General features: G+C 46.4%; 11 protein-coding genes. 10 read left to right on the top strand and 1 reads right to left on the bottom strand.

Annotated features, from left to right (window positions below; genetic code table 11):
• Positions 1-32 precede the first annotated feature (32 nt).
• Both ABQ275_RS16680 and ABQ275_RS16675 read left to right on the top strand, forming a co-directional pair.
• Positions 33-1,343, top strand: coding sequence for a fibrobacter succinogenes major paralogous domain-containing protein (locus ABQ275_RS16680; protein ID WP_349314285.1), 1,311 nt, complete (start codon positions 33-35; stop codon positions 1,341-1,343).
• Between the two features lie 83 nt (positions 1,344-1,426).
• Positions 1,427-3,880: a DUF6259 domain-containing protein gene (locus ABQ275_RS16675; protein ID WP_349314284.1), complete on the top strand. Its 2,454-nt coding sequence runs from the start codon at positions 1,427-1,429 to the stop codon at positions 3,878-3,880.
• A gap of 117 nt (positions 3,881-3,997) precedes the next feature.
• On the opposite strand, the gene ABQ275_RS16670 is transcribed toward ABQ275_RS16675, so the two are convergent.
• Positions 3,998-4,498 carry a DinB family protein gene (locus tag ABQ275_RS16670; protein WP_349314283.1) on the bottom strand — a complete coding sequence of 167 codons (501 nt, stop codon included), beginning with the start codon at positions 4,496-4,498 and terminating at the stop codon, positions 3,998-4,000.
• A gap of 332 nt (positions 4,499-4,830) precedes the next feature.
• Between ABQ275_RS16670 and ABQ275_RS16665 the strand changes: the two genes are divergently transcribed.
• From ABQ275_RS16665 to ABQ275_RS16630, 8 genes are all read left to right on the top strand, one after another.
• The gene (locus tag ABQ275_RS16665) at positions 4,831-5,466 is read left to right on the top strand and encodes an RNA polymerase sigma-70 factor (protein WP_349314282.1); all 636 of its coding nucleotides are present in this window, start codon (positions 4,831-4,833) and stop codon (positions 5,464-5,466) included.
• An 84-nt stretch (positions 5,467-5,550) separates the two neighbouring features.
• The gene (locus tag ABQ275_RS16660) at positions 5,551-6,609 is read left to right on the top strand and encodes a FecR domain-containing protein (protein ID WP_349314281.1); all 1,059 of its coding nucleotides are present in this window, start codon (positions 5,551-5,553) and stop codon (positions 6,607-6,609) included.
• 213 nt (positions 6,610-6,822) lie between these two features.
• Entirely contained in the window at positions 6,823-10,176 is a 3,354-nt protein-coding gene (locus ABQ275_RS16655; RefSeq protein WP_349314280.1) for a TonB-dependent receptor, read from the top strand.
• Positions 10,177-10,199: 23 nt separating this feature from the next.
• On the top strand, positions 10,200-12,089 hold the full coding sequence (locus ABQ275_RS16650; RefSeq protein WP_349314279.1) for a RagB/SusD family nutrient uptake outer membrane protein: 1,890 nt from the start codon (positions 10,200-10,202) through the stop codon (positions 12,087-12,089).
• Between the two features lie 34 nt (positions 12,090-12,123).
• Positions 12,124-13,320 carry a DUF5000 domain-containing lipoprotein gene (locus ABQ275_RS16645; RefSeq protein ID WP_349314278.1) on the top strand — a complete coding sequence of 399 codons (1,197 nt, stop codon included), beginning with the start codon at positions 12,124-12,126 and terminating at the stop codon, positions 13,318-13,320.
• 15 nt (positions 13,321-13,335) lie between these two features.
• Positions 13,336-14,010 (top strand): DUF4998 domain-containing protein, encoded by a 675-nt coding sequence (locus ABQ275_RS16640; protein ID WP_349314277.1) that lies wholly within the window; start codon positions 13,336-13,338, stop codon positions 14,008-14,010.
• Between the two features lie 26 nt (positions 14,011-14,036).
• Positions 14,037-14,765 (top strand): SGNH/GDSL hydrolase family protein, encoded by a 729-nt coding sequence (locus ABQ275_RS16635; RefSeq protein WP_349314276.1) that lies wholly within the window; start codon positions 14,037-14,039, stop codon positions 14,763-14,765.
• A gap of 29 nt (positions 14,766-14,794) precedes the next feature.
• Entirely contained in the window at positions 14,795-16,777 is a 1,983-nt protein-coding gene (locus tag ABQ275_RS16630; RefSeq protein ID WP_349314275.1) for an FAD-dependent oxidoreductase, read from the top strand.
• Positions 16,778-16,792: the final 15 nt, after the last annotated feature.

The following is a 16,792-nucleotide window of genomic DNA, read 5'->3' as shown; positions in this document are numbered from 1 at the left end:
CAATAATATCTACATCTTATTATAAAAATAACATGAAAAAAATACTGATATTATTATCCGGAGCAATCATGTTGGTGCTGGCATGTAAGAAGGATAAGATTAAATATAACGCGGGCGTTACACCCGCAGTAGTGACCACCTACCCCGTAAACGTAACGGCCACGTCAGCAGCATTGACGGGTATATCACTAACAGGTGGTAAAGGAATAACCAGACAGGGTTTTTATACCGTGATGGTGTCCCCGGATATGTATGACACCCGGGGGGAACTGGATATGACACGGGTAGACAGCCTGGTGGTCAGAAACGGGGTGCATGTGGAAGCGCCTGTGAAAGGGGATTTTGAGGCAACCATCACGGGACTGACCGGTGATACCATTTATTTTGTAAAAGCATATGCCGCAAATGATGCGGGTGTAACCTACGGTGAATCTGTGTTGTTCCGTTCTTCCAAACTGGTTCCTCCTGTAGTAATGCTGGCGAAGGAGTATATAAATATCGGTGATTCTGCGGCGGTTATTACGGGAGAAGTAACCGCTGTTGGCGGAGATGTGGTGACAGAGCGAGGCCTTGTATGGAGCACGCATGAAAACCCGGAAGTAACAGATCAGAAAGTCAAACTGGGCACCGACCAGGGTAGCTTTACAGATACTATTCCTTCTCTGCTTACGTTTGTAAAATACTATGTAAGGGCCTATGCTATTAATCGTTTTGGTACTGCTTACAGTGAGCAGCTGGTCGTAATATTTTTGCCGCCTTCTTTTACGGATCCCCGTGACGGAGAGGAATACACCATCAAACAATATGGCAACGCGGTATGGATGACACAGAATTTCCGCCATATTCCCGCAACAGGTTTCGGTACAGAAATGTGGATGCAGGATTATAATGGTACAGATGGCGGTGAAGCAAAAAAGAATAAATACTATCACGAGTATGGTTGTCTGTATACCTATGATAAAGCGGTGGCCGTGGCGCCCGCAGGCTGGCACCTGGCTACAGATGAAGAATGGAAACAGCTGGAAATACTCACAGGACTTACCAGAAAAGAAGCAGACGACGTAGAATGGAGAGGTGGATCAAATGAGAAATTGAAGTCGAACCTGTGGCCCGGTCAGGAAAGCGGTGCGATGGAATTTAATATTCATCCCGGCGGGAAACAGTGGTGTGGCGGCGCTTTCCAGGATTTCCAGAGCATGGCGTTCTATTGGACCGGGTTGGATGAAGGCGTTGCATCTGGTGAAAGCCCTTATTACAGATTTTACCCTCCGGGTAATGGAACCGGCCGGTGGAATAACTGGCCGAACTGTGTAGGCTTGTCGGTAAGGTATGTAAGGGATTGATATTGATAACATGCCATCCGGGTTCGTAGCATTGACCCGGATGGTTGTTTTCTCCTTCTGTAAAATAGTTTTAAAAGATTGATATGAATAAACTGTTGTTCGTATGTGCTGTTTGTTGCAGCATGGCTTTCCGGCTGCCTGGTACCAATCCGGCGCTCCGGCATGCAGATGAAAAAATAAGCCTGGAGAACAAAAAGGTAGCACTGGTATTTGATAAAAAAACAGGGATGTTGAGCAGCCTTGTTAATAAAATTACGGGAGATAATTACCTGAAAACCCCATCTGGCGGCAACCTGTTCCGGTTGTTTGTAAACACAACATCGATGCCTGCATTATCGGCGGGTGCACATAATGACAACTACGGCGGTAGTATGATAGATCCATCCACTTGTGTACTAAAGGATTTTTCTTTTGCTGCAAAAGCAGGCGCGCGTGAATTGACGTTAAAGATGACAACCGCAAAATCACTCACCGTGTTGTTGACCATAACATTACCGGATACAGCATCTTTTTTTGATTGTAAACTGGTAGTAGTTAATAACAGTAATACTTCCTGTGCAGTATATTCTTCGTTCCCTTACTTTTCCGGCATTAGCCTGGGAGAAGAACCAGCTACCAACCTGGCTGTTAATATGTGGGACAGGGGTTATCCCGGTATAAAAGCCTGGGCTGCCAACAGTGGCGGTGTATATGGAAGGGATGTGCAAATGCAATGGCAATGCGTATATGAGCCGGCATTGAAAGAAGGACTTGCTTTTATTACCATGGATACAACCTTCCGTAATAAGATCCTGACCTGCTTTCCAGGAGGCGGCATGCAGTCGTTGTATTTTGATCAGGAAACGATTCGTCAGGGCGAGGCACGCGATTGGCCGGCTGCGCGGGTACTTGTATTTAACGGCAACTGGCGTATCGCAGCAATGGCCTACCGGTCATGGGTAAACGAAAATATGCAACCAAGACCGGTACCTGCCTGGTATACAAAAGAAGTGGCTATGCGGTCAAGCACCTGGATACCGACAAAAGAAGCGGTAGAAAAAGAAAAGCTGGCGAAAGGTACCGGTGTCATCACCTCTTTTGAACAACTGCCCAAACAGTATGCCGGTGGTTACAGCGATTGCCTGGAAATGGGCATGTGGAATGAAGGGGTAAACCTGTGGCCCGAAACCTACGGCCCCTGGATGTCTTCAGGCTTTATAGATTTCCGTTCAGACCTGGGTGGCCGCACAGCATTTGTAAAAGGCGTAAAAAATGTACATCAATACGGTCGCAAAGTAGCCATGTATGTGGCGGGATATGGCATCAGAACCACCAGCCCTTTATTTAAAGGAGACGATTGGAAGAACTGGGCGATCATGACAAATGCCCAGGGTAAGATCAGTTTTGAATACAGGGGAGAGAAAGACGACGAAGTATTCGGCATCTTTACCTGTCCTGGTTATAAACCCTGGCAGGATAATATGATCAGGGTATGCACCATGCTGGCAAAAGCCGGTGTAGATGAAATAAGACTGGATGAAATAGGCTTTCCTTTCCGCCCATGCTTTAATCCGGCGCATCACCATGAAAGTCCGTATGATTGTCACCGCTGGATGCGGGAGTACCTGCGCAGGATCCGCGAAGCGGTGGATAAGATCAACCCGGATATGGTGATTTCTACAGAATTTTTTATGGATTATTTTCATACTTATACTAACGGTGCGCTGGTAATGGATTGTAGCGGAAGCGAAATAGATGCGATGAAAGTAGCGATGCCTTCTTACCTGGCTTTATCATATCATGCCGGTGCAGCGGAAGCAGCTATTACCGGTGCCGTAATGAGCAAGCCGGAAAGTCACCGGCTGAACTGGGCCTGGGGGCATGTAGGCACATCGAGCCCGGCTGATTACCCGCCAGGGCCGGGAGCCGCTTTACCCTGGTATGAACTTTATCCGCTTTTCGCCACTGCATTAACCCGCGGTGATCTGACGGAATGGGACCCCGTTTCCCTGAACGATTCCGGATGGATCGGACATTTATGGAAAGATACCAACTACTGGGTACTTACCGGCGGGCATGAAGATGCTACGCCATTGGTATCCGGCGGAGCAGAGATTCAATTGCCGGAACTACCGCCGGAAATTACACATGCCTTTGAGTTTGATGTAGCTACTGCGGCTATGCATGAAATACCCATTGTACGAAACGGGAAAGGTATTTTCATCCGGTTACAACACGCTGTATCAGCGGTATTCTTTCCTTTGCCGGATTGCCCGCCTTTACCCATGATAGCGCAACTGCAACAAAAGAACGGCGCTTCAGCTGCATTGGAAGTAAAGTTAAAATTATTTGCACCCTGGAAACCGGAAAGCGAAAAAAAGAACATGGCTGCTTTAGTATTGAAAGCACCGGGATTTACTGTTTCCAAAAAGCAGGTACAAGGAAATACGGCGTTATTTGAAATCAAAACGCCGCAAAAAACAGACAACGCCCATTACTTTTTTCAGGTAACCGGAAATTGTTTGCCCTTAAAGAAGTGGTTCAGCATAGGGATTTAGAAATTTTTTGATTTGTGAATTTAGGGATTTGAAATGCAGCGGAGATTTAAGCGTACATATTTATATATCCGCTGCATTTCAAATCCCTAAATTCGTAAATCAAAAAATCCCCAAATTTTAATCGTATTTCATCGCGTCATAACCCAATTGTCTGCGCAATAATCCTAACTGGCCAATACAGTATGATTCCCTATCTACGCAGAATATAATCGAATCAAGGAAGGTGTAATCGCCTCCCGGCATCTTCATAGGATCGGGCCCGTTCAGGGCTTCTTCACTCAAATTGGCAAAAGCATCTTTTAATACCTGCGAAATAGCATCCCAGTCTTTTATATATTCAGCAAGCGGCGGATAGGTAACATTGTCCTGTATGCCTTTGAAGTTTTCGAAAAATTGGGGGGAAGTCTGTTGAAGGTTTATTCCCACTGTTTCACCTAAAAAATACCTTTGCTGAAGAAGGCTGCCCGCAATCCATGCCATATGGTTCGCTTTTGTGTTCAACCGGTTATTGGCATCTTTATCTGAAACGTTTACGAGCACGTTATGAAATAATTTTGTGTGAAAATCATATAAGCCAAGGAAGGCTTCCAGGATGGCTTTCTTTTGTGGTTTGTCCATATGTTGCGCTTTATGAGGGTGATATAATCGTTTTGTCTTTTAAGCTACTTATACAAATATCCGCTTTATAGGAGAGAAAGACAGCGTGTGAATAGGACAATATAAGGGGTTGATTGCGCCATTTCTATAAAGCGGAGATGTTTATGGGAACAACTATTTTACTGAAAAGTAATATTCCCCGCTTGCATAATCGGTTTATAAAATGTACTTTAGAAATCAAGAATACACCAGTGAGTTACCGGGGCATCAAAATTCCACGTGCGTAAAATTATCAACCAAATTACACTTTCGTATGTCTGCAGAGAATGCCTTTGTGAATAAATATTCCCGGTATGAGGACTGATAAAACCGACATGAATGATCTGTGGCAAAGGGTTTCAAAGGAAAATGATCAACGGTCATTTGAAGAGTTGTTTCATCATTGTTACAAAGGGCTTGTGCGTTTTGCAGAAGGGTATGTTCATAACCATGAGTCTGCCGAAGAAATTGTGTCCGATATTTTTCTAAAGCTTTGGGCAGGAAGAGAGACATATAAAGATGTACTTCATATAGAAAAATACCTTTTTACCGCTGTACGCAACCAGTCGCTGAATTACCAGCGCAAGTTTTCCGGTTACCGCGTGGTAACCACAGATGATCCGGAACAATATGGTGTTTTGTCTTCCCACGATCCTTATAAGGCATCTGAGTGGAAAGAACTCCTTGCCAGGCTGGATAAAGCGGTGGAAATGCTGCCACCCAGGAGACGCAAGGTTTTCCAGCTGATCCGGGAGGAGGGGTTCAAACCTAAAGAAGTAGCAGAAATCATGAATTTATCGCACCGCACCGTGGAAAAGCAGCTCTTCACCGCTGTGAAAACGCTGCACGCCATACTCCAGCCATACTTAACTTCACAGCAAAAAACCGCTACCAGTGGCGTAGACGCCGCAGTTTTGCTTTCCTTATTGTTAGGAACCATCCTCCATTAAAATTTTTTTTTCGGGAGAGTACGTAAGTCACCCCACTTTTAGTGTCTATGTATAAAAGCAGCGCAAATCGCAGTTTTTATATAGATGGACAAAGAACGGTTTTTATGGCTGGTCACCAGGATGCTTTCCGGCGAGATCCGGGATGAGGAACAACAGGAGCTGGAAGCCCTTATGAAAGCGGATCCGCAACTCCGGAAGGAGAGCGGGGCCTTACAGTCTTTCTGGAAGGATAGTGAACGGCATGCACAAAATGACGAAACGAAGGCAGCTTTTGAAAAGCTGAAATCGCAGATGCATACAATAGATCCTCAGCTGTGGCAGGAGGAAGATCAGGAACCAACACGCATTAAATGGTGGACACTACTGGCGCGTACAGCGGCAGCCATATTTTTTTTGGTGGGTGCCTGGTATATCATGCAAACAACCGGTGTTTTGCCCTGGAAAGAAGACGGGCTCCGCTCTGAATCCAATACCAGGGGCACCCGTTCACATATCAAACTGGCGGATGGTACTTCTGTATGGCTGAATGCAGACAGTGAGCTGAAATACCCTTCGCGTTTTAAAGGAGATAAAAGAGAAGTATACCTGAAAGGAGAAGCTTTCTTTGATGTGGCGAAAGATGCCTCCAGGCCCTTCATTGTACACACGGCAACGATGAATATAAATGTACTGGGCACCAGCTTTAATGTGAAAGCCTATCCGAACGACAGTGTCAGCGAAGCAACGCTGATCAGCGGAGAAGTAGAGGTAGAGATGAAAAACCGGTCTGATAAAAAGATCCGCCTGAAACCGGCGGAGAAACTCGTACTCCCTAACGGAAAGGATTCACTGCAGGGATACCAGGCATTGGCAGTACCGATTATCAGTACGCCGACCTATTTCTCAAAAGAAGACAGCGCCATCATTGAAACGGCCTGGATTGACAATAAACTCATATTCCATGATGAATCTTTTACCAGCCTCGCGACCCGACTGGAACGCTGGTACAATGTGTCCATCTGTTTCGAAAATACAACTATTCAACAACTACGTTTTACGGGGATCTTTAAAAATGAAACAGTAAAGCAGGCTTTGGAAGCACTGCAATTAACGGAACAGTTTAATTACAGAATGGTGGACGATACCACTATTATTATCTATTAAGCAAATACCAAAATCTTTTGCCATTGAAATAAAAAAGCAAAAAAAACGGGAAATGTTGAACCCATTTCCCGTCATTAGCCTTAATGGGAACAGTCTCGGTTGAGGGATGGCTGTGCCCGATTATTAACAACTAATTCTACGTAAGTTATGAAAAAAAAGCATTTAGTGTATGCTTATAGTCCGCCGCATGCGCTAATAAAGGTACTTGTGATTATGAAACTAGCATTTTTCTTCCTTCTGTTATCATTTCTTCACGTTTCAGCAACAGTGCGATCACAGGATAAAGTGTCACTGAGCCTGGAGTCTGCAGACTTGCGGAAGATGTTACTCATGATAGAAGCACAGACAAAATATCATTTCATTTTCAGTGAACGTAAAGTGAAGATCGAAAAGAGAATTGACCTGTCTGTAAAAGATGAAAACGTTTTCAAAGTACTGGAAACGGTGTTACCGCTTGTCAATCTTGAATACCGGTTACTCGAAGGCAACCTGATTGCCATCACCACTAAAGATGAAAAAACGGAGATACTGCTGAAAAAGGATGTGCGGGGTATGGTCACAGATACAACAGGCATGCCTTTACCGGGTGTGACCATCGCTGTAAAAGAGGCGCCCAGCATCGGTACCACCACTGATCTCAATGGTAAATATGTGCTGGATCTCCCCAATAACGCCACCACACTGGTGTACAGCATGATTGGTTATGATAAACAGGAGATAGCCGTAAACGGGCGCGATGTAATTAATGTACGCCTGGCCATTGCCTCCAACCAACTGGAAGAAACAGTTGTTGTAGGTTTTGGTACACAAAAGAAGAAGGAAGTGGTGGGCGCAGTTACCACCATTAATCCGAAAGAACTGAAAATTGCTTCCAGCAACCTCACTACCGCATTGGCCGGAAGACTGGCCGGCGTTATCGCTTACCAGCGCAGTGGTGAGCCGGGAGCCGACAACGCCGATTTCTTTATCCGCGGTGTTACCACTTTTGGCTACAAAAAAGACCCCCTGATCCTGATAGATGGTATCGAACTAACGACGACCGATCTTTCCCGGATGCAGGTAGATGATATTGCCAGCTTCTCTATCCTGAAAGATGCTACCTCCACCGCGTTGTATGGCGCAAGGGGCGCGAACGGCGTAATCCTCATCACCACCAAAGAAGGGGTGGAAGGTAAAGCACGCATATCTGTACGGTTGGAAAATTCCTTGTCGGCCCCCACACAAAACGTGGCGCTGGCAGATCCCGTTACGTATATGCGTTTGGGTAATGAAGCGGTATTAACGCGCGATCCGTTGGGCATCCTGCCTTACCCGGAGGCAAAGATCGATAACACCATTGCCGGTACTAACCCTTACGTCTATCCCGCTACTGATTGGAGAAAGGAATTGTTCAAAGACTATACGATGAACCAGCGGGTGAACTTCAACGTTTCCGGTGGTGGTAAAGTAGCGCGCTATTATCTCGCTGCAACGATGAACCAGGATAATGGTATGCTGAAAGTAGACAAGCGCAATAACTTCAACAATAATATCAAACTGAAAACCTACTCCATGCGCTCCAACGTCAATATCAATCTGACAAAAAGCACAGAAGTAGGCATCCGCTTATCCGGCACCTTCGATGATTATAAAGGCCCGGTGGATGGCGGAACAGATATGTACCGGAAAGTGATCCGCTCCAATCCCGTGCTGTTTCCGGCCTACTACCCGGTAGACGACGAAAATGCCTATGTACAGCATATTATGTTTGGTAATTTCGGCAACGGCAATTACATCAATCCATATGCAGACATGGTGAAGGGATATAAGGAATATACCCGTTCCAATTTGCTGGCACAGTTTGAACTGAAGCAGAATTTATCTTTCATTACTGAAGGGCTTTCCCTGAATGCACTCTTCAATACAACACGCACTTCTTATTTTGATGTGTCACGCTTTTACAATCCTTTCTGGTACCAGTTGGGTAATTACGACAAGTATACCAACCAGTACAACCTGAGTATGCTGAACCCTAATACCGGTACAGAATACCTGAACTATAACGAAGGGCCAAAGGAGATCAAAGCTACTACCTATATCCAGGCGACAGCCAATTTTAACCGCACTTACAGGGATAAACATAATGTAAGCGCGATGATGGTGTTCCTCATGAACAACCAGATCACCGCTAATGCCGGCTCCCTGCAATTGTCGCTGCCACACCGGAATATCGGCGTGTCCGGCAGGTTTACCTATTCCTATGACAACCGTTATTTCGCAGAATATGATTTCGGATATAATGGTACGGAAAGATTTTATGCAGACAAACGCTTTGGCTTCTTCCCTTCAGTGGGCGGTGCATGGCTGGTATCCAACGAGCCGTTTTTTAAACCTTTGCTGAAAGTAGTGAGCAGTCTGAAACTGCGTGGTACCTACGGTGTTGTAGGGAACGATGCCATCGGTGATCCGAAAGACAGGTTCCTCTATCTCGCTGATGTAAGTATGAAAGATCCCGTTCGGGGTTCTGCCTTCGGAACAGATTATACTTATTACCGCGATGGTATTTTTATCAACCGGTATGGAAATAATGACATTACCTGGGAAACCGCTATAAAAACAAACTGGGGTGTGGAGATAGGGCTGTTTAATAAAATAAATATCCTCCTGGATATTTATACAGAAAACAGGAAGAACATCCTGATGAACCGTGCATACATTCCCGTTACAATGGGATTGCTGAGTAATGCAGATATACAGGCCAATCTCGGAGAGGCCACCGGTAAAGGATTCGACCTGTCAGTAGATTATAACCACAGTTTCAACAGGAACTGGTGGATCCAGGCGCGTGGTAATTTCACCTATGCTACCAGTGCTTTTAAAGTGTATGAAGAACCGGAATACGAGGAAACATATTTATCCCACAAAGGTTATCCGCTGTCGCAGTCATGGGGTTATATCGCAGAGCGTTTGTTTGCAGATGATGCGGAAGTGGCCAACTCACCGGTACAAAGTTTTGGCGAATATGGGGCGGGAGATATCAAGTACCATGATGTAAACGGCGATGGTCAGATCACGAGCCGCGACAGGGTGCCCATTGGTTATCCTACCACACCCGAAGTTGTATACGGATTTGGTTTCTCTGTGGGATATAAAAATTTCGACCTTTCTGCATTCTTCCAGGGACTGGCAAGAGAATCGTTCTGGATCAATCCTGATTCCACCGCGCCTTTTGTAAACGACCGCGCGTTGTTGCAGGTATATGCAGATAATCACTGGTCGGAAGATAACCGCGATCTCTATGCCACATGGCCACGTTTAAGTACACGACCTATTGCCAATAATACCCAGAACAGCACCTGGTTCATGCGCAATGGCGCCTTCCTGCGGCTGAAAACACTTGAAGTGGGTTACACCCTGCCGGCATCGCTGACGAAGCGGATCAAGGTGGAGAAGACCCGTTTCTATGTCAGCGGCATCAATCTTCTGGTGCTGGGCAAGTTTAAACAATGGGATGTGGAAATGGGAGGCAATGGCCTGGGATATCCCGTCCAAAGGGTTATTAACATGGGCGCGCAATTGTCGTTCTGATCAATTATTTAAAAGAGACTGTTATGAAATACTTTAAAATATGGGTGGTGGCTTTATTCGGGCCAATGCTCTTTTCCTGCGAGTACCTGGATATTGTGCCGGATAACATCGCTACGGTGGACCACGTGTTCCGGATGCGTAACACAGCAGAACAATATCTTTTTACGATTTACAGCTATCAGCCAAAATATACAGACCCCTACAACTATCCCACTTTCCTGGGAGGAGATGAATTATGGGCGAATGAATTTAATGTAAACCTGGTGCAGCCTGCATGGCAGATTGCCAAAGGGTTTCAGAACGTAGTAGATCCTTACTCCAACTACTGGGGTGGTAGCAACGGCGGCAGGGGAACATTCGTAGCTATCCGGGATTGCAATACTTTCCTGGAAAATATTTTCAAAGTGCCCGACATGGATGATTATGAAAAGGCACGCTGGGCGGCGGAAGCAAAGTTCCTCAAAGCCTATTATCATTTTTACCTGTTCCGCATGTACGGCCCTATTCCACTCATCAAACAGAACCTGCCTATTACCAGTGGTCCGGCTGAAGTAAAAGTAACCCAGGCGCCGATAGACAGTTGTGTGGAATACATCGCCAGCCTGCTGGATGAAGCAGTGCCGGATCTGCCGGAAAGGATCCTGAATGAAGCCACCGAGCAAGGCCGCGTTACAAAATCCGTTGCCCTGGCACTGAAAGCGCAGTTGCTGGTAACAGCTGCCAGTCCGCTCTTCAACGGCAACAGCGACTATGCTTCCTATACAGATAAAAAGGGCGGCAAACTTTTCAGCAACACCTACGATCCCGCTAAATGGGAGCGCGCTGCGGTAGCCTGCCGGGAAGCCATTGAGCAGTGCCATGCCGCAGGTCATAAACTGTATTACTATAATGCCGCATTCCTGCCGTTCCCCGGTTCGCCGGAAACAATAACGGAAATGAGCGTACGTAGTGCCGTGTGTGAAAAATGGAATCCTGAAATAATCTGGACAAGCACCAATAACAGGGCGGCTACATTACAGCTGGAAAACCTGCCCCGCCTGTATTCCGGCGATAAGCAAACGGCCACTTTATCTTCTTTCGGTGTACCGATGAAGATTGCAGAGGAGTTCTATACAAAGAATGGTGTGCCCATCTCCGAAGATAAAACCTGGAACTATAACGGCCGGTATACAACAAGAACTGCTACCACGGCAGATATTCTCCGCCTGAAACCCAACTACGTAACGGCTAATCTCAACTTCGACCGCGAAGTACGTTTCTATGCCAGCCTCGGTTTTGATGGCGGCAGATGGTTCGGACAAGGTCGTTTTAATGATGCAGATAATGTATACCTGGAAGCAAAGCTGGGACAGATAGCGAATAACCACGCCTGGGCATATTCTATTACCGGTTACTGGGCAAAGAAGCTGGTCAATCCACAAACCATTTCTTCCGCCACAGAAATTACCGTACAGCAATATCCCTGGCCGTTGATCCGCCTGGCAGACTTGTACCTGCTTTATGCAGAAGCCCTGAATGAATCACAGGGCCCTGGTGGAGAAACATTCAAATGGATAGACCTGGTACGGGCAAGAGCCGGTCTGAAAACCGTGGAAGAATCCTGGTCGCAGTATTCTACATCTCCCGGCGCACCACAAAACAAAGATGGGCTGAGAAAAATCATTCACCGCGAAAGGTTGATAGAACTGGCTTTTGAAGGCCCCCGCTTCTGGGATCTCCGCCGCTGGAAAGAAGCAGAAAGGGTGATGAATGAACCTATCACCGGCTGGAACTATACCGGTAAAACACCGGACACCTATTACCAGGTGCAATACCTGTATGCACAGGTTTTCCGTAAGCGCGATTATCTCTGGCCTGTGAAGGAAGAGGATCTGATCGAGAACAACCTGCTGGTGCAAAGCCCCGGCTGGTAAGGATGCCTTATCTGATAACCATAATGTAATAACAATGCGTACACATCTTCTGCCCATATTAAGTTTACTCTTACTCGCCTTTGGCTGTAAGGAAGAAAAAATTGAGCCCCTCACAAAAGGTGGCAAAGCACCCGGCGTTGTTTCCAACGTAACCGTTAAGAACGAGTCGGGAAAAGTAGTGCTCACCTACGACATTCCTGCCGACCCGGAATTACTGTATGTAAAAGCAGAATACGAAATCCGGCCAGGTAATAAAATGGAAGTGATTTCTACATTTTACAATAACAGTTTAACACTGGAAGGTTTTGGAAATACAGAAGAACGGGAAGTGAAATTATATTCCGTCAGCAAATCAGAAGTCCGTTCCGAACCCGTTTCTGTAAAGGTAAAACCGCTTACACCACCGGTTACCGCGGTGTTTACTTCGCTGGAATTTGCAGCAGATTTTGGTGGTATCAACGCGAAATTCAAGAACGAAGATTCTGCCAATATTGTGATCGGTGTAATAACAAAAGATCAAAATGGCGCACCCATTCCGGCGGATATGTATTATACCAGCGATAAAGAAGGAGAGTTTTCCGTTCGCGGATTCGATGCCAGCGAACGCTGGTTTGGCCTGTATGTAAGGGACCGTTGGCAAAACTATTCCGATACCGTTTGGCAATTGCTGACGCCACTATTTGAACAGCAGCTCGACAAGAAACTGTTTAAAGCTATGAAGCTGCCCACAGATGCTACAACCTTTCCTTCCGGCCCATTAACTAATTTATGGAATGATAAAGTAAGCGGTGGTTCCGGTAGTAACAACACCTGGTTCCGTTCGGCCAATGGATCGGGCATACCACACTGGGTTACATTTGATATGGGCGTAACTGCGCGGTTAAGCCGTTTTATCGAGATCCCCAGAGGCGCCTTTGATGAAAACAACCTCTTGTACAGCGCCGGAGATCCGCAACTGTTTGAAATATGGGGAACAGATGACCCCAATCAGGATGGTAGTTTCAACGGTTGGACCAAACTCTCGGAATGTGAGGTGGTAAAAGGTTCGGGATTAACTATCGGTGTCAATTCAAATGATGATATCAACAAGGCGCAGGCAGGACACGAGTTTAAGCTCCCAACGGATATACCGCCGGTAAGGTATCTCCGTATTAAAATGTTGCAGACGTTTGGAAATGCAGATTATTTCTGGATGGCAGAACTCACTTTCTACGGAGAAATACAGTTATAATTAAAATTGTAAAACATGACATTGTTAAGATATCTATGTTTTTCACTGGCAGCAGGCTTATGCCTCGCTGCCTGCGAAAAATCTGACAAGAATTATAAAGATTTTGCCCCCAACGGCGAAAATGTGTATCCCGGTAAGGTAGATTCGCTGAAAGCCAATCCCGGTAAGGAACGTATCCAGTTGGCCTGGTTACTGAACACGGATCCCCGCATCGTGAAATGCCGGATCTTCTGGAACCGTAAAGCGGATTCCGTAGAGATAGCGGTCTCACATAAAAATTCCGTAGATACTATCCGGCATACACTGGAGCTGGGCGAAGGACCATACATTTTCGAAGTGTATACTTACAATGCGGAGGGCGACCGTTCTATTAAAGCGGAAGTAAACGGAGATGTGTTTGGTAATTTCTATGAGAGCGGCCTCCTGAACCGGATATTGAAAAGTGCGGTGATCACCGGCGGTGATACAAAACTGGAATGGGAGGACGCAGATCCCCGCTCTCCGGGCGTGTTGCTCAGTTACCAGGACCAGGCGGGCGTTGCGCATACACAGCTGATTCCTTCCGAAGAGAAAACGACTTTGCTGACCGGTACACCAACAACAGGTACAATGGAATTTAAAACCTTGTATCTTCCGGTTGCAAATGCTATTGATACATTTGCCGCCGTTACGGTGAAAGTGGATTTATAGATTGAAACCAAAATATAACGCGAACGATGCAACGAAGAACATTTCTATCTGCTTCTATCCTGGGAGCCCTTGCTATTGCAGTTGATGTACCCGCCCTGGCATCCGGCAGTGATGAGCCGGGTTATTCCGTGATCAACGCCGGTGTGGGCGGAAACAATACCAACGACTTGTTGAAAAGGATCGATAAGGATTGCCTGGCGCACGCGCCGGAACTGACCGTGCTGATGATCGGAACAAATGATATGAACAGCATGAAGTATATCCCGCTGGAGCAGTACCGGGAAAATCTTTCCACGATCATTAAAAAGATCAGGGCAAAGAAAAGTAAAGTGCTGCTGATGACCATCTGTCCATTCATCGAAGAATATTTATTCACCCGGCATAACCCGGCGCACTATGGTACAGAAGGCCCTTCGGGCAGAAGAGCGGAAGTGAACCGCACTATCCGGGAACTGGCAGCGAAACATAAAACATCCCTGCTGGACCTGGGAGCATTGTTTGATAAAGGTGGCCAGGTTGGACTGGGTAAGCACTCGCTTATACAGAATGAGGTGAACACGCATAAAACAGACGGCGTGCATCCAACGCCCGATGGCTACCGTTTTATTGGCCTCGCCGTTTACCAGTATATTATTTATAACCGGTTGCCGAAAAGCCGCATTGTGTGTTTCGGAGATAGCATCACAGCGGGAGACGGCGGCGTTGATAAAGAAAGTTATCCGGCTTATCTGCAACGGTTTTTGTTGCCGGCATAATATTATATAAAACATAACTGATTCAAACCATGAAGTGCAAATTCCTGATCTGCGCCGTAGCTATTTTTTTATGTCATCAAGTGGCATGGGCAGACTATAAAGTAGATGTATGCGTGTATGGTGGTAGTTCCGCCGGTGTTATTGCCGCTTACACCGCAAAGAAAGCCGGACGTTCCGTATTACTGATAGAACCGGGCAAACACCTCGGTGGCCTTACCACCGGCGGGTTGGGCTATACCGATATCGGAAACAAATATGCCATCCGTGGATTATCGCTGGAATTTTACCGGCAGATAGGCCGGCATTACGGGAAGTTTGAGCAGTGGATTTTTGAACCGCATGTGGCAGACAGCCTGTTTAACGATTATATACAACGTGCAAAAATACAGGTACTCTATCAGCACCGCCTCATGGCAGCAGCGAAAGAAAACGGTAACATCAAAACAATCACACTGGATGCAAACGGTACTACTATCAACGTTTCCGCCAAAGTGTTTATAGATGCTACTTACGAAGGCGATCTGATGGCGAAGGCCGGTGTGTCGTACATCGTCGGCCGCGAAGGGAACGAGGTGTACAACGAAACCTGGAATGGGGTACAGATGCTGCATTCACACCAGTTTCCGGATAATATAGATCCTTACAAAATACCGGGTGATCCTGCCAGTGGATTGGTATGGGGTATCAGCGATGCTGCCTTACAACCAAAAGGCAGTGGCGATAAACAGGTACAGGCCTATAATCACAGGATCTGTTTAACCAATGATCCGGCAAATATGATCCCTATCACACGTCCGGAAAATTATGATCCGGCGCGTTATGAATTGCTGGCAAGACTGTTCAAAGCAGAACCGGGTAAAACAAAACTGAGCGATTATTTTATCATCAGCAGTATGCCGGGTAAGAAAACGGATATCAACAACAAGGGTGGTTTTTCTACTGATATGATCGGGATGAATTATAACTACCCCGAAGCCGATTATGCTACCCGTGCTAACATCCTCAAATCGCACGATGATTATACAAAAGGATTACTGTATTTCTGCGCCAGCGATCCCCGCGTTCCGCAACAGATGCAGGCAGAGATGCGCAGCTGGGGTTATCCGAAAGATGAATACAAGGATAACAACAACTGGACACCGCAGTTATATATCCGCGAGGCGCGCCGCATGGTGGGCGCATATGTGATGACACAGGCCAATTGTGTAGGAAAAGAAGTTGTGACCGATGGCGTGGGTATGGCTGCCTATACCATGGACTCACACAATACACAGCGGATTGTGATTGAAAAGAATGGAAAGAAGATGGTGAAGAATGAAGGGAATGTGGAAGTAGGTGGATTTCCGCCTTACCCGGTTTCTTACCGTGCATTGATTCCAAAAGCGGAAGATTGTAAGAATCTGTTGGTGCCGATCTGTTTATCGGCCAGTCATATTGCCTATGGGTCTATCCGTATGGAACCCGTGTTCATGGCGTTAGGACAGGCTACCGGTGTGGCAGCGGATCTTGCTATTGCATCCGGCATATCTGTGCAGGAAGTAGATGCTGCCAAAGTGAGCAGCATCCTTAAAAGCAATCCGCTGGCAGATGGCAGGACCGGCGATGTACTCATGGATAACGCGGATTCCCTGCAACTGGAAGGCGACTGGAAAACAGAAAAGGGAAAAGGAAGCTACGGACCGGATATGCTTACTGCGGAGAAAAATGCGAAAGCAATATTCCGCCCTTATCTCCGTAAATCCGGACAGTACAGTATCTATTTATATTATCCACATCTGAAAAGTAATGCTGCTGTTATGCAGGTGAAGATGATAAGCGGGAAGAAAGAATATCCCGTACCGGTTAGAAAAGCAGATGTGAAAGTAGTCGGGCAAACCTCCGGTGAATGGGTGAAGCTGGGTACTTTCCCGCTGAAGAAAGGTACCGGTTCCGCGGTGGAGATCTCTGCCGGCAGCGATGGGGAAGGGATCGTGATTGCTGATGCCGTGCTATGGGTACCCGAAAAAAGATAAGACAGGTATAGCTGT

The organism is Chitinophaga sp. MM2321 (genome assembly GCF_964033635.1).
Taxonomy (GTDB): Bacteria; Bacteroidota; Bacteroidia; order Chitinophagales; family Chitinophagaceae; genus Chitinophaga.
This window is presented reverse-complemented; position numbering and strand designations above follow the sequence as displayed.

Bases quoted from the DNA above. Each gene is read 5' to 3' on its own strand.
- ABQ275_RS16680 (WP_349314285.1), top strand. From the start codon at position 33: ATGAAAAAAATACTGATATTATTATCCGGAGCAATCATGTTGGTGCTG.
- ABQ275_RS16675 (WP_349314284.1), top strand. From the start codon at position 1,427: ATGAATAAACTGTTGTTCGTATGTGCTGTTTGTTGCAGCATGGCTTTC.
- ABQ275_RS16670 (WP_349314283.1), bottom strand. From the start codon at position 4,498: ATGGACAAACCACAAAAGAAAGCCATCCTGGAAGCCTTCCTTGGCTTA.
- ABQ275_RS16665 (WP_349314282.1), top strand. From the start codon at position 4,831: ATGAGGACTGATAAAACCGACATGAATGATCTGTGGCAAAGGGTTTCA.
- ABQ275_RS16660 (WP_349314281.1), top strand. From the start codon at position 5,551: ATGGACAAAGAACGGTTTTTATGGCTGGTCACCAGGATGCTTTCCGGC.
- ABQ275_RS16655 (WP_349314280.1), top strand. From the start codon at position 6,823: ATGAAACTAGCATTTTTCTTCCTTCTGTTATCATTTCTTCACGTTTCA.
- ABQ275_RS16650 (WP_349314279.1), top strand. From the start codon at position 10,200: ATGAAATACTTTAAAATATGGGTGGTGGCTTTATTCGGGCCAATGCTC.
- ABQ275_RS16645 (WP_349314278.1), top strand. From the start codon at position 12,124: ATGCGTACACATCTTCTGCCCATATTAAGTTTACTCTTACTCGCCTTT.
- ABQ275_RS16640 (WP_349314277.1), top strand. From the start codon at position 13,336: ATGACATTGTTAAGATATCTATGTTTTTCACTGGCAGCAGGCTTATGC.
- ABQ275_RS16635 (WP_349314276.1), top strand. From the start codon at position 14,037: ATGCAACGAAGAACATTTCTATCTGCTTCTATCCTGGGAGCCCTTGCT.
- ABQ275_RS16630 (WP_349314275.1), top strand. From the start codon at position 14,795: ATGAAGTGCAAATTCCTGATCTGCGCCGTAGCTATTTTTTTATGTCAT.